The following is a 22,954-nucleotide window of genomic DNA, read 5'->3' as shown; positions in this document are numbered from 1 at the left end:
CAATGAGGCCGCGATGGATGGGGCGTATCCCAGGGGCTAAAGCCCCGTTCCTTTTTGTGCCGGTATTGCCCGGACTGAAGTCCCGGCCTATCTCAGAGGCAGCGACAAAGGTGTGAGTGAGGCGTTGACGATGCGGGGGAAGCGGAGGATGGCGGCCCACTCGGCGTTGCGGTGAGCTTGCCAGACGATGTTGCCGTGGAGCAGCGCGGCGACTTCGGTGGGGTCGAGGTCCTGGTGGTAGTCGAAGTACTTCGCGTCGGATGCCCTGTTTGCGCGAGCGAGATTGATGCCGCGCGGGTCGATCTTGGTGGAGAAGATGAGCGCTGTGTCGTAGGAGCCGGGGTCGGCGGCGGCTTTTTCGATTTCACCGAAGGAGAAGTTGTCGATGGCGACGGTTTTGATGGGCGTGCGTGTGTAGCCTAGCTCGGGGCGTGCAAGCTCGCTGGTTGCGGGCCAGGCGGTGAGCACGATGGCTTTGGGGTAACGGTGCTCAATGATGTGGACGGCTTCTACGTGCAGGACGACCATGTCGCGGTAGGCGAGATTGTCTTCGGGTGCGAAGGGGTAGGGCGGGTAGATCCAGATGCCGCTGAGGAATGCGGCTGCAGTGAGCGCGGCCAGGAGCCACCATCGGCGCAGGTGGCGATGCCAGGTCGTCACGCAGAGCAGGATGATGAGCGGATAGACCGGAAGAAGATAGCGCGTGAGCAGCGCTCCGCCGAGGATGGAGAAGGCGATCCAGTTGGCGATGAAGATGACGGCGATGGCCTGCAAGGCGGGCTTTTGCAGGCCCTTCGGTGACTCGGGTGTGGCTGGAATGAACAATGCGGCCGCAGCGCAGATGACGGCGACGTAGAGGTTCATGTGCACGGTGAGGTGCAGGAGGCGGTGCCAGAGGCTGAGCGCGATGCGATGTAAGCCGAGGTTCGCGGTAGCGTTGTAGCGAAGGAATTGTGGGTTGCCGAAGATGAATCCTGTGGCGTGGTAGTGGTAGGCGTACCAGGCTGCGAGTGGAAGGATGGGGATGAGTAGAGCGATGATCCATCTAGTGTGTTCGCGGCGTGGAATGGCTCGGCTGCTGCGGATGAGGAGGAATGTCTCCCAGAGGGCGAGCGCGACTGGCGTGACGATGGCTGTTTCTTTCGACAGTGCGGCGAGCGAGAAGAGAAAGGCTACGGAGATTTGATTGCGCGTGGAAGACGCTGGCTCGGGTTCGAGGTAGAAGGCGAAGGCCCAGAGGGTGAAGGCGGCGGCGAAGATGTCGGCGTGGGCGAGTGTGCTTTGCGCGAACCAGATGGGGTAGATCGCGGTAAGGATTGCTGTGACGGCGGCGACGGATCTTGTGCAGAGCGATCGCGCGAGCTTGAAGACGCCGAGCAGGGCTGCTGCGCTCACCATGCAGACGAGGGTGCGGGTGCCGCTGGGGACGAATCCTGAGAGATGCCACCAGGCTGCGAGCAGGATGGATGGCAGCGGCGGGTGCGCGTTGGTCAGCGTGGTTTGCGGAATGAGCGAGCCGGTGCGGTAGAAGTCCCACGCGGCGGGGATGTAGTAGCCGGCCTCGTCCCAGAAGTAGGGAAGACGCAACAGCGTGAGGTGCGAGAAGTAAACGACCGCGAAGAAGAGCGGGTAGAGCTTCCAGGGCGGGATGTCGCCGAGGGGCTTTCGGGCGTTGCGCAGGCGTTTCACGTGGAGCTAATGGACGGGACCGCCAGGTTGAGGAACCTGCTCCAGCGTGAGCGTTCCGAAAGCCTGCTCGTACTGAGCGAGATTATGACCGAGTACGTTCCAGAGCGCCTTGGCTTGCTGCGGGCTGAGATAGATGCCCTGGAAGTTGCGCATGTTGAGCTCGTCCGGTTTTTCCTGCGACATGGTGCCGAAGACGAGGAAGAAGTCCCAGACGCTCATGCGGACCTGGACGCTGTTGGCGTAGCCCTCGCGGTAGTCGGGGGTGTTGGTGATGTTGACGGTGGTCTGGTCCGGACCTTTGGGCGCGTGCGGCTGGTTCATTGTTGTTCCTGGTGCTCGATGGATTTGAGATTGGTGCGAAAGGGGGGACTTGAACCCCCACGGATTTCTCCGCCAGATCCTAAGTCTGGTGCGTCTGCCAATTTCGCCACTTTCGCGTCTTTGCTGCCGGGTGCTTCGTCCACCATGAGCAGATTGGTGGCTGCTTCAACGCTAAGCGGGTGGTGGCTGTTCGTCAAGGCTGCTTCGGCTGTGTTTTCATACAGAGTCTGAACTTAATTGGCGATTGTGGGTAGGATGTCTGGCGCGAGGGTAGGATTTGTTGTGCAGTGAAACGTAGTGCTGAGCGATTGGTCGCGTTAGAGAAAAGATTCAACAGAATAAATAAGGTGAGACCACCAAATGCAATTTAACCGAAGGAACTTCATCGCCGGTGCGCTTGGCACCGGTGTGTTAAGTGTGGCGCCATCTAAAGCGATTGCTGAAGAGACAACTCACCAGCAGTCGTCGTCAGCGGATTGGCTATTGGACGCCTCTGGTTACAAAGCACAGATCACACATCAGGACGGCGGCAAAGAAGTCGTCCTGTCGAATGGGCTGCTGCGCCGTGTATTTCGTCTCGCTCCGAACGCGGCAACTGTAGCGTTCGACAACCTGATGACAGGCGAAAGCGTTTTGCGAAGTGTGCGGCCTGAAGCAACACTTACTCTGGATGACTATGCTCTCTCCGTGGGAGGCCTGCACGGACAACCTGTCGAGAACTACTTTCTGCCAGAGTGGCTCGATCAAATGACAGCAGCCCCGCGTGATTTTCAGTTCCTTCGTCTGGAAGAAGGAAGGACTCGCGCACGTTTTCCGTGGAAGCGAGTTGCGGAGTGGTCAACGGAGGAGTTGCCATGGCCGCCGCCCGGTGTTTCCTTGACCTTTCACTATGGGGCCGGGCCGCAATCGCCAATCAAGAATGTTCTGGTGCGCGTGCGTTATGAACTGTATGACGGCATTCCGCTGTTGGCAAAGCAGATTGAGGTTGAAAACGATGGCTCTTCTCCAATCGTTCTGAATTCATTCCAGGCTGAAATATTGGCAATTGTCGAGTCCGGTGTCGAGAAACTATCTCCTGAATCGGACAATGAGCTTCTCGACAAAGTCCTTCCTATTCATGTGGAAACGGACTACGACTTTGGCGGAAACATGGGCGCCGCTCAGGACAATCCTGCAGTCCGCTGGAAGGGCGATCCATCTTACGGCGATCGCTACTATGAGCACCAAACGCCATGCTTGCTGGAGTGCGCTCCTCCCGTTGGCCCCGAAATTGAAATAGCGTCGGGGAAGACATGGGGCTCCTTTACGGTGTTTGAGCTTCTTCACGACAGCAGTGATGCTGAACGGCGTGGACTGGCGATGCGCAAGATGATGACGGTACTTGCGCCATGGATACAAGAGAATCCGATTTACATGCACGCGCGATATGCGGAGCCTGACAAAGTAAAACTCGTCATTGACCAGTGCGCCGATGTTGGTTTCGAGATGGTGATCCTCAGCTTTGGAAGCGGCTTCAACATCGAAAACACGAGTGCTGATTATTTGAAAGAGATGAAAGAGCTGGCCGATTATGCCAAACAGAAGGGCATCGCAATCGGTGGCTATTCACTGCTTGCAAGCCGGGGTGGAAGACGCGAGGACCTTGTTATCGATGTGAAAACGGACAGACCGGGCGGGGGTAAATTTGGCCCATCGCCTTGTCTCGGCAGCCACTGGGCGGAAGATTACTTCAAAACGCTGCGCAGCTTTTTCCCATACACGGGAATGAACGTCTTTGAAAACGACGGCTCCTATCCAGGAGATTTCTGCGCATCTACCGAGCATCCGGGGCATAAAGGATATCTCGATTCACAATGGCGGCAGTGGGAGATTATGAGCGAGTTCTATCGCTGGTGCCGGGGACAGGGCATTTATCTCACCGTGCCCGACTGGTACTTTCTCAATGGGCAAAGCAAGACTGGGATGGGCTATACGGAAAATGACTGGTCTCTGCCACGTGAATATCAGCCATTGATCGAACGGCAGGACATCTATGACGGAACGTGGGAGAAGACACCGAGCATGGGTTGGATGCATGTCCCCCTCATGCAATATCACGGTGGAGGTTCGGCAGCAACGGTTGAGCCGCTGCACCAAAACCTTGCCCATTACGAGACCAGGCTTGCAGACCTGTTGGGAGCGGGGGTGCAGGCTGCATGGCGCGGAGACCGTCTCTACGACACGGATGAAACAAAACAGGCTGTGCGCAAATGGGTCAGCTTCTACAAAGAAAACCGGGCCATTCTGGATAGCGACATTATTCACCTGCGCCGACCGGATGGTAAGGATTGGGACGGCATCCTGCATGCGAATCCGCGTCTGAAAACTCGCGGCCTGGCTATGATCTATAACCCCTTGCACGATGAAATTACACGCGAGATTAAATTGCCTCTGTACTACACGGGGCTTACAAAGACAGCGCAGATTCAAATACAGGATGGGCCTGCGAAGACCTATCACCTGGAGCGGGACTATTCGGCTTTGGTTCCAGTGCGTATCGATGGGAAGAGTCGCACATGGATAACTGTTAGCTAGAGTCTGCGTGTACTGGCGGAACGCCGGCGTGCGCACGGCGCCATCCGGCGGCATTTTCATACGAAGCGTGAACTTAATCGGGAATTGTAGTTAGAATGGCTGGCACGAGGGTAGGATGCGTAGATTTGTTGTGCAGCAGTTGAAGCGTGGTGCGGGAACGATTGGTGCGGTTTTGCTGGCTTCGATGCCTTGTTATGCGAACGCTGCGGCGTTGCGGTCGCCGTGGGATGGCGTTGCGGTGAAGGCCACGAGTGCTTCCTATGACTGCCCTGCAGTGGAGCACCTGCCGGTTGATTTTGTGACGAATGGGTTTTATAGGACGGATGATCCGACGCATTCGATTGTCGATCCGGCGATGATGAAGGCGTACCACGAGAGTTCGGCGCCAGAGAAGCGCGATGGCGATGAGGTGGTCGCGGCGGCGGATGCTTATCGGACGACGGGCTCGCTGGCGGCGGCTCGATGTGTGATTGCACACATGGAAGCGAATGCGCGCGGGCGGGCGTTGACGGGGAAGATGTCGTCGAACCAGGCGTACTACGTGCAGGGATGGGTGCTGGGTGGAGAGGCGATTGCGTATCTGAAGGTACGGGAGTCGGGCGTGATTTCGCCGGAGCAGGCAGCGGTGATTTTGCCGTGGCTGAAGAAGGTGTCGCAGCAGACGAAGGACTATTACGACGCGAAAGAGGCGAAGGATGCCGCAGCGCAGAACAACCACTATTACTGGGCCGGGGTGGAGCTGGCGGCGGTGGGAATCGCGACGAATGATCGTAAGGACTTCGACTGGGCGATGAGTGCGGCGAAGCAGGGGATTGCGGCCATTCAGCCGGATGGTACGCTGCCGAACGAGATGCACCGCGCCATGCGTGCACTGCACTATCACCTCTATGCTGCGGGTCCGCTGGTGCTGATGGCTGAGCTCGGGATGTCGAATGGTGTGGACCTGTATGCGGTGAATGGTGGTGCGTTGAAGCATCTGGTGCGCGTGTCGATGGCGGGGATGGTTGATCCGACGTTGTTTGAGAAGGCGACGGGGGTCAAGCAGGAGATGGGTTCTCCTTCCAACGAGCGGATTGGGTGGGCGGAGTCGTTTAATCGCAGGTTTCCTGATCCGGTGATTACGAAGCTGCTGAGCGAGTGCAAGGATAAAGGCTATATGTATCTGGGTGGATTGCCGCCTGCTTAGGGTTGCGATTTTATGCTGGATTTTCTTGGATGTAACCGTGTACTTTTATTCGTGACTTATTCTTAGATTCGCTCAGGAGATCGTTCTTCATGAATTTGTTTCGTCGATGTGCTCTGTTCGCTGCGCTTGCTGCGTTCGCGTTGATTTCAACTCCGCTGCGCGGGCAAAGCTCCGGTATCGCAATGACTCCGCCGATGGGGTGGAATAGCTGGAACCACTTCCACCGCAATGTGACCGATGCGATTATCCGCCAGCAGGCCGATGCGATGGTGTCGAGTGGGATGCGCGATGCGGGCTACATCTACATCAACATCGACGACACCTGGGAAGGTGGCCGGGATGCGCAGGGGAACATCCTGACGAACAGCAAATTTCCCGACATGAAGGCGCTTGCGGATTATGTGCACAGCAAAGGATTGAAGCTGGGTATCTATTCTTCGCCGGGTGCGAAGACGTGTGCGGGGTTTGAAGGCAGCCTGGGCTATGAGGAGCAGGATGCGAAGACGTATGCGGCGTGGGGCATCGATTATCTGAAGTACGATCTGTGCGGGCTTGGAGTGCAGATGAAGGCGGCTGGCTCGCATGAGGCGGCGCACAAGATCATGGTGGATGCGTACGTGAAGATGCGGGATGCGCTGCGCAGCACGGGGCGGCCGATTGTTTATAGCCTCTGCCAGTATGGCGTGGACGATGTGTGGAAGTGGGGGCCGAGCGTGGGCGGCAATCTGTGGCGCACGACGGGTGATATCAACGACACCTATGCGCGTATGGCCGACATAGGATTCAATCAGCAGCTTGGGCTTGCGCCTTATGCCGGGCCGGGACATTGGAACGATCCGGACATGCTGGAGGTGGGCAATGGCGGCATGACCACCGATGAATACAAGACCCACATGAGCCTGTGGGCAATTCTTGCTGCGCCTCTGCTGGCGGGCAACGATCTGACGACGATGACGCCGGAGACGCTGGCGATTCTGACCAACCACGATGTGATTGCTGTCGATCAGGACAAGCTAGGCAAGCAGGGCGATCGCGTGTCCGCGGATGGCTTGACGGAGATGTGGGCGCGACCGCTCGAAGGCGGCGCGGAGGCTGTGGGGATCTTCAATCGTGGCACGTCAACGGCGACGACCGAGGTGGACTTTCACAAGCTGGGGTTCTCTGGCTCGGTGAAGGCGCGCGACCTGTGGCTGCATAAGGACCTGGGCAGCATCAAGGGACCTTACAGCGTCACGATTCCTGCGCATGGTGTGGTGATGTTGCGCGTGTGGAAGTAAGCTCGTTCAACACAAAATAGAAGGCCCGCTGGGAGATTCCAGCGGGCCTTCTGCTGTTGGCGGCTCTGTACTACGCCTGATGTTTGCGTAGTTGCTCGTTCATGATGAGGAAGGCGCCGAGGCCGTGGAAGTCGTCGGTGTTGCGCGGGCGGTCGAGGTAGAACTGGAGATCGCCGACGTTGGTGCCGCCGCAGATGTTATGCAGATGCGTCGAGCCATCGCTGTCGCGTGAGAGCTGCGTGAGCACGCCTTTGTAGCCTTTGTTCATCACGCTGGCGTAGCGCTTGTGGATGTAGCCGCGCTCGATGGCGCGCGAGAGGGTGTAGGTGTACATCGACGAGCTTGAGGTCTCGAGCCAGTTGCCGGGCGTGGTGGCTTTGTCGACGACTTCGTACCATCGGCCGGTGGCGGGGTCCTGGTATTTCTCGTAGGCTGCGGCGAGCTGCTGGACGAGTTTGATGAGGTCTCCGCGCTGGGCGTGATGGTGCGGCAGAACCTCGAGCACTTCGATGAGCGCCATGCCGTACCAGCCGATGGCGCGGCACCAGAAGAAGGACGAGTGGTGCGTGGCGGGCTGCGCCCATGGTTGCTGTCCGGACTCGTCGTATGCGTGGTAGAGCAGGCCGCTGGCGGGGTCGTTGAGGTGCTTCGCGTAGATGAGGAGCTGTTTGACGGCTTCGTCGCAGGCGTACTTTTTGTCGTTGAATGCCTGGCCGTAGCGGACGAGGAAGGGCATCGACATGTACATGCCGTCGAGCCAGAGCTGGTGCTGGCGCGAGTAGGCGTGCCAGAAGCCGCCATCGGTGGTGCGCGGGTAGTTGTCGAAGGTGTGACGGATGGTGTCGGCTGCGGTCTTGTACTTTTGCTTGCCGGTTTCTTGGTGGAGCACGATGAGGAGGTTGCCGGGGAGCATGTAGTCGAGTGCGGTGATCTTGCGGTCGATCTCGCCGGCATCGTTGACGTGGCTGTCGATCCAGCCCTGGATGTAGTCGAGATGCTTCTTGTCGCCGGTGCGTTTGTAGAAGAGATATTGGCCGTAGAGATAGAGCGCGATGGCGTAGCCCCAGGTGCCGAGGTTGGCGGGATCTGGTGTGCGGTGCATGGTTGAAGTGATGAGGGCTTCGGACCAGTCTTGCGTGGGGTTTGCTGCAGAGGCGTCTGAGGCCTGGCTCGACGGCAGGAGGGAACTCGCGCTAGCGAATCTGGCGGCAAAGGGAAGAGTGGCGCACATTTTGAGGGCTTCGCGTCGGGTCGTCTGCTTCATCGGTTCTCCTATTGCTGTGGGTTGGCCCATTTTACTGACAATCCGTGAATTTGTTTAGAGAAAAAACAATTTCCACTGCAAGCGTCCATGGATGAACTGCGGATGTTCTGCGGTGGAGCGTTTGTACCGCGTTTTATTGGCTATGATAGAGGGAGTCATTTGTGGCTGGACCAATTCCCCGGCTACGATCACTGGACAAAATAAAGACTGATGCGAGGCCCCTGGTGGGTCCGCTTTGATTTGGAGAAGAGATGGCTGAGGCGACTTGCGATATTGGATTGATCGGGCTGGCCGTGATGGGCCAGAACCTGGTCTTGAACATGAACGACCACGGATACAAGGTGGCCGTCTACAACAGGACCACCTCGAAGGTGGACGACTTTATTAATAACGAGGCCAAGGGAACCAAGGTGGTGGGAACGCACTCGGCCCAGGAGCTGTGCGCCTCGCTGAAGACGCCACGACGCGTCATGCTGATGGTGAAGGCAGGAGACGTTGTCGATCAGACGATCGAGCATGTGCTGCCGTATCTGGAAAAGGGCGACATCTTGATTGACGGCGGCAACTCGCTGTACACCGATACGAATCGTCGCACGAAGGCTTTGGCTGAGAAGGGCATTCTGTTCGTCGGCACTGGCGTTTCGGGTGGCGAAGAGGGCGCGCGCTTCGGCCCGTCAATCATGCCTGGCGGCAACAAGGCTGCATGGCCGCACGTGAAGGAGATCTTCCAGGCCATTGCTGCGAAGGTGGAAGATGGCACTCCTTGCTGCGACTGGGTGGGCGAGGATGGTGCGGGCCACTACGTGAAGATGGTCCACAACGGCATTGAGTACGGCGATATGCAGCTGATCGGCGAGGCTTATCAGTTGCTGAAGGACGGCCTGGGGCTGGGTGCCGATGAACTGGCGGGCATCTTTGCCGAGTGGAACAAGGGCGAGCTGGACAGCTTCCTGATCGAGATTACGGCGGAGATCTTTGCCAAGAAGGATGAGGATGGCAAGCCGCTCGTTGACAAGATTCTCGATACGGCCGGGCAGAAGGGAACGGGCAAGTGGACGGCGATCTCGGCGCTTGACCTGGGCCAGCCGGTGACGCTGATCGGCGAGAGCGTCTTTGCGCGCTGCCTGTCGGCGCTGAAGGACGAGCGCGTTGCGGCTTCGAAGGTGCTCGAAGGGCCGGCGAAGACGAAGACGGTTGCGGACAAGAAGGAGTTCATCGAAGACGTTCGGCGCGCGCTGTATTGCTCGAAGGTCATCAGCTATGCTCAGGGCTACATGCTGCTGCGCGCCGCTGAAAAGGAGATGGGCTGGAACCTGAACATGGGCGGTATCGCGCTGATGTGGCGCGGCGGCTGCATTATTCGCAGCGTGTTCCTGGGCAATATTAAGGCTGCTTATGACAAGAATCCGCAGCTCTCGAACTTGCTGCTGGACAGCTTCTTCTCGGGCGCGCTGAACAAGTATCACCAGTCGTGGCGCAAGGCGCTGGTTCATGCGGTCGAGATTGGCGTGCCCACGCCTGCGTTTTCGACGGCGCTGGCGTTCTACGATGGCTACCGCACGGACCGTCTGCCGGCGAACCTGTTGCAGGCGCAGCGTGACTTCTTCGGCGCGCACACCTATGAGCGTGTCGATAAGCCCCGCGGCGAGTTCTTCCACACCAACTGGACCGGACGCGGAGGACGCGTCTCTTCGTCCACCTACAACGCTTAGCAATGGTGACGGAGGCTCAGCTTCCGGGTACTTTCAGCCCTTCGCTGCTTCGGCCCTGATGAGTGATTGACTCACAGGATCGAAGCGGCGGAGGGCTTTGTCTTGGATATGAATTGTTGGCCTAAGCCATTTATTATTAGCGACATAATTCATGAAGTGAGCCGCCTGGAATTTATTGTGCTTGACTTAACTCTAAAATATAGAGTACTCTGTCATCGAATTTAGCTCTGCCATTTACGGCACATATAAGGAGGAACGCGATGCAAAGCCATGCTGCTGATTCGGAGCTACGCGAGAGACTCGGTTTGATCGAGAGCATGATCGCCGAAGGGCGCAGGACGACGGAGCGCTGGGGATGGGCGTTTGTCCTGTGGGGTGTCGTCTACATTGCCGCCATCGGATGGTCGGCGAAGATTAACAACGGCTGGCCATGGCTGGTCTGCGTGGCTGTTGGGCTGGTTGTCACGGGCGTTGGTGCGTCATTGAGGGTACGTCATCGTCCGGTGACGATACTTGGGCGCGCGATTGGCTCGATCTGGATTGGCCTGTCCGTCTCGATGGCTGTGCTTTTTACGACGCTTGGCGTCACCGGACGGCTGGTGGACCAGCATGTCTCTGTGGCGATGGCAGCGGCGATGCTTGGATTGGCGAATGGCGCGTCGGGGATGGTCTTGCACTGGAAGCCTCAGATTGCCTGTGCGGTTGTATGGTGGGCGGCTGCAGTGGCTGCATGCTTTGGCTCGGAAGAGCAGTGCGGGATTGTATTTATCGCCGCGATTTTTTTCTGCCAGATTGTGTTTGGCGTTTATGCGATGGTTGCCGAGGCGCGGAAGCGGAATGGTCTGAGCCATGCCTGATCTGCCTGAACTCAATCCTGTGATCCACGGCAGACTGCGCCTGGCCGTGCTCTCGCTGCTGAGTGGAGTGGAGGGAGCCGAGTTTACCTGGCTTCGCGCGAAGACAGGGGCGACGGACGGCAATCTGGGCGCGCAACTGGCTACGCTGGAGGGAGCCGGATATGTGGCCGTTGAGAAGAAGTTTGTGCTGCGCAAGCCACAGACGCAATATCGTCTGACCGAAGGCGGACGCGAGGCGCTGGCTGAATATGTGCAGGCGCTGAAGCAACTGCTTGGGATGGGGAATGACGGAGCGGCGTTGTAGCTTTATTGCGTACGTCGAGGTGCTTAAAAGCGAACAGCCAGGGCCGCATCAGGGCGGGTTGGCTGTTCGTGTTCCAGGGCGAAATGTCTTTACTTAATGGGTAAGGTGCTGCCAGGCGTCGTAGGTGTAGATGCCGACGATACAGACGGTCATCACCGCTGCTGCGATGCCAAAGACTTTGACAAATGGAGCGATCTTATTGACCTTGCGTACGATCTCGTTCTGCTCCTGGTGCTCGGTGGACTCGACCTCATCGTTGAGAAAGAGCTGATCTTCTTCGTAGCGCTGGAGTTGTGCCTTATAGGCCAACAGCGCCAGGAAGCATGCGACGATGATCGCCCAGATCACGAGCAATGTGAGAATCGAACTCATCATAATTCAGGTCCCTCCGCCCCTTATTGACAGGGCCGACATGGTTGGCAACGCCTGAAAGCGTGCCCGGCAGGAGAGAGCCCGGGTTGGCGCCGTGGCGCGTCCGCCGCCATCATACGCCTGTGCAGCGAAAATGAACCAGCGATTTTCTTGGCACGGTGTAGTACTAGTGATGGGCGATGAGATGCAGACCCAGGGCGGCCATCAGAGTGACGGCTATCAGCACGAGAAGCAGCATGCCGGCGATGAACCACGCAGCCCGCATCGCGCCACGCGCGGATGGCTTGGTAATGCCCATCGTGTTGATGAAGGCATTCGAGATGAACTCCAGTATCTTCATGGCTCTCTATGGATGATTGCGGATGGCCCTGCGGCTCAAATGGTAACAGGAACGGTATGTTTCCGGGCCAAGGTGAATCCGTTCAGGGATGTGGCGCATCTCCATATAAGAGAGCATTGTGCGCCTGCGTAAGGGCTTGCAGGCAAGTAGGCAGGCGCATACACTTAAATAGTAGGTACGAAGGAGATTTCCATGTCCACAGCATCTGTTACCCCCGAGGTTGTCGCCGCTCCTCCCGCTTCGACACCTGTCACCCTGACCCCGGCGGCTATCGCCAAGGTGAAGGAGATCATGGCGACCCAGAATCCGGTTCCGGCCGGTCTGCGCATTGGTGTGGTTGGCGGCGGATGTTCCGGCTTCCAGTACTCGATGTCGTTCGAGAACCAGGCGGGCATGATGGACAAGGTCTACAAGTTCGACGACCTGAAGGTATTTGTCGATGCCACCTCGGCGGCGTACTTGGTGAACTGCCAGGTGGATTACATCGAGACGCTCGAAGCTGCTGGCTTCAAGTTTGAGAACGCCGCGGTGAAGAGCACCTGCGGCTGCGGCTCCTCGTTCAGCGTGTAAAAGTTTTGCTTTAGAAAAGCGACGCCCCGGATACGTCCGGGGCGTTTTTCTTTTGACCGATCGCTGTCTCATGCGCCCGGGGTGCGTAGGGCTGCGAGCAGGAAATTGGTGAGGAAGCGGGTGTCTTCTTCGACTGAGCGGCCTTCGGAGTAGATGCGGCGCTCGTTGAAGCCACGGATTGCGTCCATCGTGGCCCAGGCTGCGGCGATGTGGTCTCCGGCGGGGATTTCGCCTGCGTCGGCTGCTTCGGCCAGCAGGGTTGCGAGATACTCGACGGCGGCTCTTTGCCAGGCGATGCTCTGTTTGCGGTGGTGGCTGGTGCGTCCCATGCTGAGGATGACGCGGTAGAGCGATTGCTGCTCGTCCCAGAAGGCGATGCGCACGCGGATGAAGGCGGCAAATTTGCCGGCGAAGGTGGACTCGCGCGCGACGTGTTCGTGGGTGAGTTCGCGCAGCTCGGCCAGTGCGTGCTGGACCGTGGCCTTGTAGATGGCGTCCTTCGATTTGAAATACAGGTAGAGCGTGCCTTTGGCCAGGCCGGCTTCGTGGGCGATGTCGTCCATGCGTGTGGCTTCGAAGCCCTTGTTGCCGAAGACGCGGGTGGATGCGGCCAGGATCTCCGAGCGCCGGAAGGCGGTGAGGACGCGCGCTTTGCCGTCCGCTGATTTGCGAGAGGTGCGGGTGCGGACGGGGGGTGAGGTTGACGGTGCCATCGCAGGTTCGACCGAAATCAAGGATATACAGTGAGGAAGCCGGCCGCAATGACTGCTCGGTCATTTTTTGGCGGAGGCCTGTTTTCAGCGGGTTATGGAGTGGTGGAAAAAGTGCGTGCATCAAAATGACTGATGAGTCATCATATATGACTGGCGAGTCATTTTATGTCAACCCTGCTCGATGAACTCGAAGAACCAGAGATTGCGCTAGTTGAGGAGCCGCTTGTTGAGGCTGCTCCTCAGGCCGGCCCTGACCTGGCTGAGAAGAACCTGGAGCGCACAGAGGCGCGGGCGTTCAACCCGTGGATTGTGGCTCTGGTTGTGACGATGGGGACGTTCATGGAGGTGCTCGACACCTCGATTGCGAACGTTGCTCTGCCGCACATCTCAGGGAGCCTGTCGGCATCGCAGGACGAGGGCGCGTGGGTGCTGACGAGCTATCTGGTGGCCAATGCGATTGTGCTGCCGATCAGTGGATGGCTTTCGGCGCTGATGGGCAGGAAGAATTTTTACCTGACGTCGGTGTTTTTCTTTACGGTCTTCTCGGCTGTGTGCGGGCTTGCGCCTACGCTTGCAGTGCTGGTGGTGTTTCGCGTGGCGCAGGGGCTGGCCGGCGGAGGATTGCAGCCTTCGGTGCAGGCGATTCTGGCCGATACGTTTTCGCCGCAGAAGCGCGGCATGGCGATGGCGCTCTACACGGTGGCGATTCTGGTAGCCCCGGTGCTGGGGCCGACGCTCGGTGGGTGGATTACGGACAACTACTCATGGCGGTGGATTTTCTACATCAACATTCCGGTGGGCGTCGCTTGCGTGCTGCTGACGCGGATGGTGCTGGAAGATCCGCCGCACATGAAGGAAGCAAAGATCAAGGCTCGCAGGACTGCTGTCGATTGGGGCGGGCTGGGCTTCATCTCGATTGGGTTGGCGACGCTGGAGATTGTGCTCGACAAGGGGCAGGAGCTGGATTGGTTTGGCTCGCCGTTCATTGTGCTGTTTGCGACGATTGCCGTGGTGGCGCTGGTATCGGCTGTGTGGTGGGAGCTGACGCGGAAGAATCCGGTGGTGAATCTGCGGCTGTTGAAGGAACGAAACTTTCTCTTCTGCTGCCTCATCATTCTGGGCCTGTACGGCGTGCTGTATGCGTCGACGTATCTGCTGCCGCTGTTGATGCAGCAGTTGATGGGATACGACGCGACGACCTCGGGGCTCGTGCTCTCGCCTGCGGGGTTGTTCACGATGGCGGAGGTGCCGGTTGTCGGCTATATGCTGACCCGTGGATATGATCCGCGAAAGATGGTCTTCGGTGGACTGCTGCTGATGGCGTCGTCGCTGTGGTGGATGGCGTCGATGAGCCTGGACGCGGCGGAGTGGAACTTCATTGTGCCGCGCATCGTGCAGGTGCTGGGCATGGGGCTGATTACGGTGCCGGTGAGCACGATGATCTTCCGGTTTATTCCGAAGACGGAGAGCTCGCAGGCGGCGGGGTTGTACGCGCTGGTGCGGAACGAGGGCGGCAGCTTGGGGATTGCCGCGGTGAGCACGCTGCTGCAGCGGCGGGCGCAGATGTTTCAGCAAACGCTGGGGCAGCATATTACGGCTTCAAACGGGCTGGTGCAGCAGGCGGTGGGGCAGGCTGTGGCCGGGCCGGGAAATGCCGCGGATAATCACTACTTCGCACTGGCTGAGATCTACGCGGCGATGCAGCGGCAGGCGATGATGCTCTCGTACATGGAGCAGTTCAAGATACTGTGCGGTGTGCTGGTGTGCATGTTGCCGCTGGTGTTTTTCCTGAAGCGGCCACCTGTTGATAAGCATATTGCGCTCGATGCACATTAGGTTCGTGATTTTAGGGAAGATTGTTTGGGCTTTCGGATGTTGTGTATAGTGCCTCTTTATGCACCTTAAAACGCTGCTCTTAGTTGGCCTCATGGGAGTGCTCTGCTCGGTGACACTTCGGGCGGACGATGTGTCAAAGGATGTTGAAAAGGCGGTCAAGCGCAGCCGGTTAGATCAGGCGGGCACAAAGCCGTTTCATCTGAAGGCCGAGATTACTCCTGTTTCTGATCGTGACAAGGCATTAAATCGATCAGGAGAGATTGAGATCTGGTGGAAGTCTCCTGAGGCCTGGCGTCGCGAGGTGAGGTCACCCGAGTTTCATCAGGTTGAGATTGTGAATGATGGACAAGTCTGGCAGAAGAATGAAGGGGAATATTTTCCTGAGTGGTTGCGGAGTCTGGCAGTAGAGCTGATCGATCCAGTGCCTCCCCTTGACCATGTTTTGCAAGAGGTTAAATCGGCCGACGTTCGGAGCTTCATGGGCCAGACGAACGCCCAGTGGATGACTATGGGCAGCGATGGGACGGTGTCAAAGGGGATTGGCGCCGGGGTTGCGCTGTCCAACAGTACAGGGTTGTTGGTTTATGGAAGCGATGTGGGCTGGAGTGGGGACTTTCACGACTATCAGGAATTCCATGGGCGCATGGTTGCTCGCGCGATCGGCGATGCGAAGATTGTGTTGCTGGAGGACCTGGGGTCGGAACCGGCGGATTTCTTCGATGCCACAGCCAGCGGAGGGGATGCACAACAGATCAGCACTCTGGTTGTAGATGAGCCCGCACTGCGTAAAAACATGATTGCGAGCGATCCGGTGCCGTGGCCGTCTTTAGCGAATGGGCCGTTGACTGGCGTACTGACTACGGAGATTGTCGTAGATCGAGAAGGCCGCGTGAGAAATGTTGGGACAATAGTTAGCGACAACCCTGGTTTAAGCGATGTTGCGCGGGCTTGGATCATGCAGCAAAGATTCAAACCCTATCTTGTGAATGGTGTGCCGGTGCAGGTTGTGAGCACGATGACGCTGCCCTTCACAACGACTCGGCCTGCTGGAACGGAAAACTTCGACAGCGCACGGAATTACTTTGAGCGCGGAAGAAAGGCCGGATTTCCAGCAGCGGGCGCTGGGACGCCCTATTCGCTCAGCGCTACGTTTCAAGCTATGGGGAGTGATGGAAAGGTCGCCGACGGCAGATACGAAGACATCTGGGTGAACGAAGGCGAGTGGAGGCGAGAGGCATGGTTCGGCAAGAGCCACTATGTGCGGACTCAGAACGGAGATAAGCGATATCAGCTTGCGGAAGGACCAGATGCGGCTCTGCTGAGACTGGTGTTCAAGGTGATCGAACCAATTCCGGCGCTGGATACGTTTGTTGAGTCGGATTGGCGGATGAAGCGTGAAGATATCGCGGATATCTCCACGGTACGGGTTGCTACCGGGCCGGAAGATGCCTCCGGGAAGATGGTCGAAGGGAATTCAAGAGCGTTCTGGTTCGATCAGAACGGATGGCTGTTGCAGGCGGTGGACGCGGGGGTTCACATTACTCGGGGCAATTTCGTGGAATTTGACGGAGCGCAGGTGGCGCAGTCAATCGTAGTGCGAGCGAAGGGTGGAGTTGTGATGATAGTCAAGGTTGGCAGCCTGCAGGAAAGCAGCACAATTAACAAAAGCGACTTTGTCTTGAAAGGCCATGAATATAAACGCCAGTTTACGGATGAAGTGCGTTAGACCGTGTTCGGTAGATTCAAGTTAAGTGCACATTAGGTTGTAGATGCCTGGAGGGGGCGAATTCTGCCGCGGAACGTCTAAGATGGACGTGGGTGTGCGGAGGCGTAGCCGGGCAATATGACTGAGTTTGTGGTGAAGCTGGCCGATGAGCGTGGGCGGGTGCAGGAGCAGATGCATACTGCTGCGACGGCTGAAGAGTTGCGTGCGCGGTTTACGCAGGCGGGCTACTACGTCTATTCGGTGAAGGCGCGCGGGCCGATGGGCGGGGGCCAGAAGAAGGTGAAACTGGAGACGTTTCTGGTGTTCAACCAGCAGTTTCTGACGCTGATTCGCGCGGGGTTGCCGATTCTTGGCTCGCTGGACCTGCTGGCCAAGCGGCAGAAGGTCGTGCACTTTCGCGGACAGCTTGAGGATGTCACTGCGCGGGTGAAGACGGGCGAGGCGCTGTCGGAGGCGTTTGAGGCGCAGGGTGGGTTTCCGGTCGTGTATACGACGACGCTGCTGGCGGGCGAGCGCTCGGGAAATCTGGAAGAGGTGTTGCAGCGGTATCTGGACTTTCAGCGCGTGTCGCTGACGTTTCGCAAGAAGCTGAAGGCGAGTTTGATCTATCCGGCGCTGCTGGTTGTGATGGTGGTTGCACTGTTCATCTTTCTGATTACGTTTGTGGTGCCGAGGTTTGCGCAGTTGTATGAGCAGTTGGGGACGAAGCTGCCTTCGCTAACGCTGTTTCTGCTGGCGCTCGGCAAGAACGCGCAGCATTACGGAATTTATGTGGCTGTGGTGGTGGCTGCTGCGGGTTTCCTGATTTATCGCTGGGCAAAGACGGATGCAGGTGCAACGGCGTTGGATAAGGTGCGGATCTCGCTGCCGGTGTTTGGGCCGGTGTGGCTGAAGTACCAGGTGGGGCTGTTTGCCAGGACGCTTTCGACGCTGCTCTCGGGCGGGTTGCCGCTGGTGCCGTCGCTTGAGACGGCGGCGCGGTCGATCGATTCGCGGCAGATTGGCAATGCTGTCTTCAAAGGCGTGGAGACGGTGCGTGAGGGCAAGGGGCTTTCGGCGAGTCTGGAGAAGACGAAGGTGTTTCCGGAGCTGGCGATCGAGATGATTGAGGTGGGCGAATCGACAGGCGCGCTGCCCGGGATGCTGAACTCGGTCGCGGAGTTTTTTGAAGAGGACGTGCAGACGAACCTGACGGCTGCGATGAGCCTGATTGAGCCGGCGATTCTGGTGGTGATGGGCATCGTCGTGGTGACGATTCTGATTGCGCTGTATCTGCCGATCTTTAGCCTGAGCGCGGGCGGGATGGGGCACTGAGCTTGCACGGCACGAGGTGGACTGCGTGCCGCGCATCAAGGCGATGATCTAGCGGCGGTCGGGTGGTTCCCAGACCCACGGGGGAAGCGGTTGTGTAGATGGGATGCGGGCGGCGGCTCCGGGTGGGGTGGTGATGCTGGCTGGGTTCTGGCGCAGTTCGTTGAAGGCTTGCTGCACCGGTTCGGGCATGGTCTGGATCTGGGCTTCGGCGTCGTGGAGGATTTCGGCGATGATCTCGGGGTGGAGTGCGGCGACGTCGTAGGCTTCGGCGGGGTCTTTTTTGAGGTTGTAGAGTTCGGTGTGCGGTAGCCATGAGCTTTTGCGAGCGGGGCCGTGGTCGTTGATGTAGATTTCGCCGCCGTCGAGCTGCGCAAAGCGGGCCTTCCAGTCGCCCTTGCGAGCACAGTGGAAGTCCATCCCCTGCGCGGTCATGGGCGTGAAGTAGAGCAGGGATTTGCGGGTGGGCTCTTCGGGCGCGCCGAGCAGAGTGTGCTTCATGTCGATGCCGTCGAGCGGCTTCGGTGATGCGGGCAGATCGCAGAGCGAGCTAAGCGTGGGGAGGATGTCGAGGTTTGACATCCATGTACTCGAGACTTGACCAGCTTGGATAGCGGCTGGCCAGTGCGCGATGAGCGGGACGCGAAATCCGCCGTCGAAGGTCGAGCCTTTTCTGCCGCGCAGAAAACCGGGGCAGCCCTGGAACCAGGGGCCGTGGTCGCTGGTGAAGAGGACGAGCGTGTCTTCGAGCAGGCCTTTGGTGCGCAGGGATTGAACGACCTGGCCGACGGCCCAGTCGAGCTCATGGATGGCGTCGCCTTGCTCGCCGAAGCCGGATTTTCCGCGAAAGCGCGGCGAGGAGCGGGCTGGATCGTGCGGATAGGAGAAGGCGAAGTAGAGGAAGAAGGGCTTGTCTGGATGCTGTTCGTGCTGCTGATTGAGGGACGTAAGCGCTTCTTCGGTGTAACGCGAAGTTAGAACGGTACGGTCGGTGTCCTCTTCGAGAATCTGGGTGTCGCGGATGAGCGGCAGCGGATACATATCAACGCTGTAGGGGACGCCGTAGTAGGAGTCGAAGCCGCGATGGGTGGGCAGGTACTCGGGCGCGTCGCCGAGGTGCCATTTGCCGATGGCTTTGGTGGCGAAGCCGCGCTGGTGGAAGAGGTCGCCGAGCGTGGTCTCGTCGAGCGCGAGGCCGGTGGTGGAGTGGGGCATAAAGGCTCCGCGTGCGCCGCTGCGGGTGCCGTAGCGGCCGGTGAGCAGCGCGGCGCGCGAGGCCGAGCAGATGGGATGCGCGGAGTTGAAGTGGGTGAAGCGGATGCCTTCGGCGGCGAGGCGGTCCAGATTTGGCGTGGGCAGATGTGAGCCGTAGCAGCCGAGGTCGCCGTAGCCGAGGTCGTCGCAGATGAACAGAACGACGTTGCGTGGGCGCTTGCCGGTGTCGGGGCGGTGCGTGGCTTGTGGCGCGGGGGCAGCGGCCTGGGCTTTGGGAAGCGCAATGGTCGCGGCTACGGAGGCGAGAAAGTTGCGGCGGTTGATGGTCATTGGGCCCGTGCCTTCGGTGAGGTTGTTTGCGCCACAAGGATACTCGATTGTTCGTTGATTGGATGGCGCAGGGTGTACGTTCCCGCTCTTCGCGAAGGATGGGGGCCCGGCGTTGTCTCTGCCGATCTTCAGTTTGAGCGCGGTTGGGATGCAGTAGGCTGTTTACGCAATGTAGGAGAGTGCGACGATATGTTTCTCACGCGAAAGGCAGAATTCTTTTTTATGGCAGGATTTCTGTTTGCTGCGATTCATTTTGTGGCTTTGCGCGATGTGGCCGGTCAGGCGACGCGTGGGACGACGAGGAACACGTTGGCAACCGCTAAGGTGCCTGCATCTGTAAAGGCCCGTATTTATCGCGAGTTGAATGCCGAATACGAGGCGTCAGGTGGCTTGGCGCATTCGGTTTTGGGCGCCTTTGAAGTGGACATGATCAGGTTGAGCCCGGAGGGAAACAAGGCTATTCGTGTTTGGGGGTCGAATGGAGACTCCGGAACGGGCGTGTGCGGTGCGACCGGAAATTGTCCGGTATGGGTATTTGACCGGCAGACAGGTGATCTTATGTTGTCTGCCGATGGTTGGGACTTCAAAGTGGAACCAACGATTCATCACGGCCGCTATGACATTGTTACAAGAGCAAATATGAGTTCTGGTACTGGAGTGCGTGATTTGTATGAATTTGATGGCCCGCGTATCAACGGGCTCACGAAGCAAATGAGAAATATCCCGGAGGTCAGGCTCGGTGAGAACCCATGTCCCAGAAGCAGGACGTGGGTTCTCACCTGGCTTTATGCCGTAGCCGAGATCATGCGGCGGGCAGCGAGCGAGAGCATCAGGCGGGAGAAGCCGCTGAAGACCATGCTGATGCCGACCAGTGTCCCGATGGCCCAGACGCTGCTGACCGGCCAGGTGCGCCAGACCATGAAGGCGAGGATGAGGGTGATGATGGCGTCGAAGAGCGTCCAACCCCAGCCGGGCGCGGGGTGCAGATGGATGGCCATGATGAACTCAAGCGCTGATTCAAATAGCAGATAGATGGCGAGCGCGAGGGTCAGGGTCAGCAGGCCGGAGACCGGATGCAGCGCCAGGTCGATACCGATGATGATGTAGATGATGCCGAGCAATATCTCCCAGATTTTTCTGCTGGTGGCGTGGACCTTCCAGGCAAAGATGAGGTGGAAGACGCCGCTGATGATGAGCAGCCAGCCAACGAAGATTGTGACGCCGATGCCGCTGATTCCAGGTGCGGCGATGGCGATCAGGCCGAGGATGATGAGCAGGATGCTGAGGGCGATGGACCATCCCAGGGACTTGTGGACGATGGCGGCGATGGGGTTGGGCGAAGTACTCATGTTGGCGCGTCCTCCGAAAGATGTAGATGAACTGGTGTCCGGGGCGTCAAAGAGACATAGCTTTCGATACAGCGCATCCTGAATAATAGAGCTTGGCCAGGTTGATACCAGCCCCGGCCAGGGCCCGCGTAGCCAGTTTTTGTGGAACTCACTGATTTGGTTGCTGGAATGGACAGGCCGGTTGCCCCAGAGTTATGTTGCCGAGAGTATATCGACCGGACTAGAGATGCTCGGGAGTTAACCGGAAAGTGTAAGTGACGGTTGGGTGGAAGAGGAGTCTTACGGATATGGCAATGGCGCCGTTGGCGATACCAATCAATGAGCCCGGAATGGACGAGATGGAGCGCGCGCAGATGCTTGCGCGGCGCTATCATGCGGAGTTTGTTGACCTGAAGAACTTCAAGATCTCGCACGACCTGTTCAAGAGCGTGCCGGTGGACATGATGTTCCGCTACAACTTCGTGCCGCTGGAGCAGGAGAATGGGCGGCTGGCGATTGCGGTGTCGGACCCATCGAAGCTGATGGTGCTCGACGAGATCGCTGGCCTGCTGGGGCAGCGGCTGGTGACGCGGGTGGCGACGCTCTCGCAGATTACCGAGCTGCTCAAAAAGACGGAGCAGTCGCAGCGCGTGTTGGACGAGGCCAGCGAGGGCCTGGCGTTCGATGTGCTTTCGAGCGAGGACCTTGGCGACGAGAACATCTCCATCGAGCGGCTGACGAGCGAGGACGACATCTCGCCAATCATTCGGCTGGTGGATACGACGATCTTCACGGCACTGGAACGGCGCGCCTCGGACATTCACCTGGAGACGTTCGATGACTCGCTGCTGGTGAAGTACCGCATCGACGGCGTGTTGCAGCAGGCGATGGCTCCGATTGCGCGGGAGCATCACCAGACGATTCTTTCGCGCATCAAGGTCATGAGCGAACTGGACATCGCCGAGCGGCGCGTGCCGCAGGACGGGCGTTTTCGTGTGCGGTACAAAGGGCGGCTGATCGACTTTCGCGTCTCGATTATGCCGACGGTGCATGGCGAAAACGCTGTGCTGCGCGTGCTCGACAAGGAGTCGATGTCGGAGAAGTTCAAGAAGCTGTCGCTGGATGTAGTGGGCTTCGCGGCGCGCGATCTTGAGCGCTTTCGCCGCTACATCAAAGAGCCTTACGGCATGGTGCTGGTGACGGGACCGACGGGTTCCGGTAAGACGACGACTCTGTATGCCGCGCTGAACGAGATCAAGTCTGAAGAAGACAAGATCATCACGATTGAAGACCCGGTCGAGTACCAGATTCGCGGCATCACGCAGATTCCGGTGAATGAGAAGAAGGGGCTGACGTTTGCGCGCGGACTGCGCTCAATCCTGCGCCACGACCCGGACAAGATTCTGGTGGGCGAAATCCGCGACGCGGAGACGGCGCAGATTGCGATCAACTCGGCGCTGACCGGGCACCTCGTCTTCACCACGGTCCACGCGAACAATGTGGTCGATGTGCTGGGGCGCTTCCTGAACATGGGCGTCGAGCCGTACAACTTTGTCTCGGCGTTGAACTGCATTCTGGCACAGCGGCTGGTGCGGCAGATCTGCGACTTCTGCGTGCACAATGTTCGTTATAGCGATGCCGACCTGATAGCGAGCGGGTTGGAGCCGAACGAGTGGCGCGACTTTACGTTCCGTGAAGGAGCAGGGTGCATTGAGTGCGGCGGTACGGGCTATCGCGGGCGGACTGCAATTCACGAACTGCTGGAGCTGGACGACGAGATTCGCGAGATGCTGCTGGCAAAGAAGCCGGGCAGCGAGATTCGCAAGAAGGCGCGCGACAAGGGAATGGCGTTTCTGCGCGACTCGGCGCTGGAGCGCGTCCGTGCAGGGGTTACGACGCTCAAAGAGATTAATAAAGTTACGTTTATTGAGGCTGGACGGTAGGGAAAAGTCCAGGGCTCAGGGTGTAGGGTTGAGGCAGGTGCAGGGAGCAGTGTAGTCAATGGGCCTTTCGAGAGAGTTGGCCCAGA

At 58.5% G+C, this 22,954-nt stretch carries 19 protein-coding genes and 1 tRNA gene; 11 read left to right on the top strand and 9 right to left on the bottom strand.

Annotation, left to right across the window (positions count from 1 at the left end):
- Nucleotides 1-87 precede the first annotated feature (87 nt).
- The 3 genes from IEX36_RS08545 to IEX36_RS08535 form a co-directional block, all read right to left on the bottom strand.
- Entirely contained in the window at nucleotides 88-1,689 is a 1,602-nt protein-coding gene (locus tag IEX36_RS08545) for an ArnT family glycosyltransferase (protein WP_229668808.1), read from the bottom strand.
- Nucleotides 1,690-1,695: 6 nt separating this feature from the next.
- Entirely contained in the window at nucleotides 1,696-2,010 is a 315-nt protein-coding gene (locus IEX36_RS08540; protein WP_188758926.1) for a DUF3467 domain-containing protein, read from the bottom strand.
- A gap of 31 nt (nucleotides 2,011-2,041) precedes the next feature.
- Nucleotides 2,042-2,126, bottom strand: a tRNA-Leu gene (locus IEX36_RS08535).
- Nucleotides 2,127-2,370: 244 nt separating this feature from the next.
- Between IEX36_RS08535 and IEX36_RS08530 the strand changes: the two genes are divergently transcribed.
- From IEX36_RS08530 to IEX36_RS08520, 3 genes are all read left to right on the top strand, one after another.
- Nucleotides 2,371-4,584, top strand: a complete 2,214-nt coding sequence (locus IEX36_RS08530) for a hypothetical protein (RefSeq protein WP_229668807.1) — start codon at nucleotides 2,371-2,373, stop codon at nucleotides 4,582-4,584.
- A gap of 115 nt (nucleotides 4,585-4,699) precedes the next feature.
- Nucleotides 4,700-5,770, top strand: a complete 1,071-nt coding sequence (locus tag IEX36_RS08525; protein ID WP_188758925.1) for an alginate lyase family protein — start codon at nucleotides 4,700-4,702, stop codon at nucleotides 5,768-5,770.
- Between the two features lie 89 nt (nucleotides 5,771-5,859).
- The gene (locus tag IEX36_RS08520) at nucleotides 5,860-7,047 is read left to right on the top strand and encodes a glycoside hydrolase family 27 protein (RefSeq protein WP_188758924.1); all 1,188 of its coding nucleotides are present in this window, start codon (nucleotides 5,860-5,862) and stop codon (nucleotides 7,045-7,047) included.
- Nucleotides 7,048-7,117: 70 nt separating this feature from the next.
- Here IEX36_RS08520 and IEX36_RS08515 read toward each other — a convergent pair whose 3' ends face one another.
- Nucleotides 7,118-8,311 (bottom strand): glycoside hydrolase family 88/105 protein, encoded by a 1,194-nt coding sequence (locus IEX36_RS08515; protein WP_188758923.1) that lies wholly within the window; start codon nucleotides 8,309-8,311, stop codon nucleotides 7,118-7,120.
- 251 nt (nucleotides 8,312-8,562) lie between these two features.
- Between IEX36_RS08515 and gnd the strand changes: the two genes are divergently transcribed.
- From gnd to IEX36_RS08500, 3 genes are all read left to right on the top strand, one after another.
- Nucleotides 8,563-10,023: a decarboxylating NADP(+)-dependent phosphogluconate dehydrogenase gene (gene gnd, locus IEX36_RS08510; protein WP_188758922.1), complete on the top strand. Its 1,461-nt coding sequence runs from the start codon at nucleotides 8,563-8,565 to the stop codon at nucleotides 10,021-10,023.
- A gap of 260 nt (nucleotides 10,024-10,283) precedes the next feature.
- Nucleotides 10,284-10,880, top strand: a complete 597-nt coding sequence (locus IEX36_RS08505) for a hypothetical protein (RefSeq protein WP_188758921.1) — start codon at nucleotides 10,284-10,286, stop codon at nucleotides 10,878-10,880.
- Nucleotides 10,873-11,184: a winged helix-turn-helix domain-containing protein gene (locus IEX36_RS08500; RefSeq protein ID WP_188758920.1), complete on the top strand. Its 312-nt coding sequence runs from the start codon at nucleotides 10,873-10,875 to the stop codon at nucleotides 11,182-11,184. The genes IEX36_RS08505 and IEX36_RS08500 overlap by 8 nt, the downstream gene beginning before the upstream one ends.
- A gap of 93 nt (nucleotides 11,185-11,277) precedes the next feature.
- On the opposite strand, the gene IEX36_RS08495 is transcribed toward IEX36_RS08500, so the two are convergent.
- Both IEX36_RS08495 and IEX36_RS08490 read right to left on the bottom strand, forming a co-directional pair.
- A complete protein-coding gene (locus IEX36_RS08495) occupies nucleotides 11,278-11,559 on the bottom strand; it encodes a hypothetical protein (protein WP_188758919.1) in 282 nt (93 codons plus the stop codon).
- Between the two features lie 163 nt (nucleotides 11,560-11,722).
- Entirely contained in the window at nucleotides 11,723-11,896 is a 174-nt protein-coding gene (locus tag IEX36_RS08490) for a hypothetical protein (RefSeq protein WP_188758918.1), read from the bottom strand.
- 192 nt (nucleotides 11,897-12,088) lie between these two features.
- Between IEX36_RS08490 and IEX36_RS08485 the strand changes: the two genes are divergently transcribed.
- Nucleotides 12,089-12,466: a HesB/IscA family protein gene (locus tag IEX36_RS08485; RefSeq protein ID WP_188758917.1), complete on the top strand. Its 378-nt coding sequence runs from the start codon at nucleotides 12,089-12,091 to the stop codon at nucleotides 12,464-12,466.
- Between the two features lie 68 nt (nucleotides 12,467-12,534).
- Here the strand turns inward: IEX36_RS08485 and IEX36_RS08480 are convergent, their stop codons facing one another.
- Entirely contained in the window at nucleotides 12,535-13,179 is a 645-nt protein-coding gene (locus IEX36_RS08480; protein WP_188758916.1) for a TetR/AcrR family transcriptional regulator, read from the bottom strand.
- A gap of 165 nt (nucleotides 13,180-13,344) precedes the next feature.
- Between IEX36_RS08480 and IEX36_RS08475 the strand changes: the two genes are divergently transcribed.
- The 3 genes from IEX36_RS08475 (at nucleotide 13,345) to IEX36_RS08465 (ending at nucleotide 18,055) form a co-directional block, all read left to right on the top strand.
- The gene (locus IEX36_RS08475) at nucleotides 13,345-15,015 is read left to right on the top strand and encodes a DHA2 family efflux MFS transporter permease subunit (protein WP_188758915.1); all 1,671 of its coding nucleotides are present in this window, start codon (nucleotides 13,345-13,347) and stop codon (nucleotides 15,013-15,015) included.
- A gap of 109 nt (nucleotides 15,016-15,124) precedes the next feature.
- Nucleotides 15,125-16,741 carry an energy transducer TonB gene (locus IEX36_RS08470; protein WP_229668806.1) on the top strand — a complete coding sequence of 539 codons (1,617 nt, stop codon included), beginning with the start codon at nucleotides 15,125-15,127 and terminating at the stop codon, nucleotides 16,739-16,741.
- Between the two features lie 117 nt (nucleotides 16,742-16,858).
- Nucleotides 16,859-18,055, top strand: a complete 1,197-nt coding sequence (locus IEX36_RS08465) for a type II secretion system F family protein (RefSeq protein ID WP_188758913.1) — start codon at nucleotides 16,859-16,861, stop codon at nucleotides 18,053-18,055.
- Between the two features lie 48 nt (nucleotides 18,056-18,103).
- Here IEX36_RS08465 and IEX36_RS08460 read toward each other — a convergent pair whose 3' ends face one another.
- Both IEX36_RS08460 and IEX36_RS08455 read right to left on the bottom strand, forming a co-directional pair.
- Nucleotides 18,104-19,597, bottom strand: a complete 1,494-nt coding sequence (locus IEX36_RS08460) for a sulfatase-like hydrolase/transferase (protein ID WP_188758912.1) — start codon at nucleotides 19,595-19,597, stop codon at nucleotides 18,104-18,106.
- A 785-nt stretch (nucleotides 19,598-20,382) separates the two neighbouring features.
- The gene (locus IEX36_RS08455; protein ID WP_188758911.1) at nucleotides 20,383-20,946 is read right to left on the bottom strand and encodes an HdeD family acid-resistance protein; all 564 of its coding nucleotides are present in this window, start codon (nucleotides 20,944-20,946) and stop codon (nucleotides 20,383-20,385) included.
- Between the two features lie 287 nt (nucleotides 20,947-21,233).
- On the opposite strand from IEX36_RS08455, the gene IEX36_RS08450 reads away from it, so the two are divergent.
- A complete protein-coding gene (locus tag IEX36_RS08450; protein ID WP_188758910.1) occupies nucleotides 21,234-22,868 on the top strand; it encodes a GspE/PulE family protein in 1,635 nt (544 codons plus the stop codon).
- The last annotated feature ends 86 nt before the right edge of the window (nucleotides 22,869-22,954 follow it).

The organism is Edaphobacter acidisoli, from assembly GCF_014642855.1.
Classification (GTDB): Bacteria; Acidobacteriota; Terriglobia; order Terriglobales; family Acidobacteriaceae; genus Edaphobacter; species Edaphobacter acidisoli.
Note: the sequence above shows the minus strand (reverse complement) of the source record. Positions and strands in the feature narration are given on the sequence as shown.

Excerpts from the sequence above, each read along its gene's own strand:
- IEX36_RS08525 (WP_188758925.1), top strand. The coding sequence starts at position 4,700 with ATGCGTAGATTTGTTGTGCAGCAGTTGAAGCGTGGTGCGGGAACGATT.
- gnd (WP_188758922.1), top strand. The coding sequence starts at position 8,563 with ATGGCTGAGGCGACTTGCGATATTGGATTGATCGGGCTGGCCGTGATG.
- IEX36_RS08480 (WP_188758916.1), bottom strand. The coding sequence starts at position 13,179 with ATGGCACCGTCAACCTCACCCCCCGTCCGCACCCGCACCTCTCGCAAA.
- IEX36_RS08515 (WP_188758923.1), bottom strand. The coding sequence starts at position 8,311 with ATGAAGCAGACGACCCGACGCGAAGCCCTCAAAATGTGCGCCACTCTT.
- IEX36_RS08500 (WP_188758920.1), top strand. The coding sequence starts at position 10,873 with ATGCCTGATCTGCCTGAACTCAATCCTGTGATCCACGGCAGACTGCGC.
- IEX36_RS08485 (WP_188758917.1), top strand. The coding sequence starts at position 12,089 with ATGTCCACAGCATCTGTTACCCCCGAGGTTGTCGCCGCTCCTCCCGCT.
- IEX36_RS08520 (WP_188758924.1), top strand. The coding sequence starts at position 5,860 with ATGAATTTGTTTCGTCGATGTGCTCTGTTCGCTGCGCTTGCTGCGTTC.
- IEX36_RS08475 (WP_188758915.1), top strand. The coding sequence starts at position 13,345 with ATGTCAACCCTGCTCGATGAACTCGAAGAACCAGAGATTGCGCTAGTT.
- IEX36_RS08450 (WP_188758910.1), top strand. The coding sequence starts at position 21,234 with ATGGCAATGGCGCCGTTGGCGATACCAATCAATGAGCCCGGAATGGAC.
- IEX36_RS08505 (WP_188758921.1), top strand. The coding sequence starts at position 10,284 with ATGCAAAGCCATGCTGCTGATTCGGAGCTACGCGAGAGACTCGGTTTG.
- IEX36_RS08490 (WP_188758918.1), bottom strand. The coding sequence starts at position 11,896 with ATGAAGATACTGGAGTTCATCTCGAATGCCTTCATCAACACGATGGGC.
- IEX36_RS08455 (WP_188758911.1), bottom strand. The coding sequence starts at position 20,946 with ATGAGTACTTCGCCCAACCCCATCGCCGCCATCGTCCACAAGTCCCTG.
- IEX36_RS08540 (WP_188758926.1), bottom strand. The coding sequence starts at position 2,010 with ATGAACCAGCCGCACGCGCCCAAAGGTCCGGACCAGACCACCGTCAAC.
- IEX36_RS08530 (WP_229668807.1), top strand. The coding sequence starts at position 2,371 with ATGCAATTTAACCGAAGGAACTTCATCGCCGGTGCGCTTGGCACCGGT.
- IEX36_RS08495 (WP_188758919.1), bottom strand. The coding sequence starts at position 11,559 with ATGATGAGTTCGATTCTCACATTGCTCGTGATCTGGGCGATCATCGTC.
- IEX36_RS08460 (WP_188758912.1), bottom strand. The coding sequence starts at position 19,597 with ATGACCATCAACCGCCGCAACTTTCTCGCCTCCGTAGCCGCGACCATT.
- IEX36_RS08465 (WP_188758913.1), top strand. The coding sequence starts at position 16,859 with ATGACTGAGTTTGTGGTGAAGCTGGCCGATGAGCGTGGGCGGGTGCAG.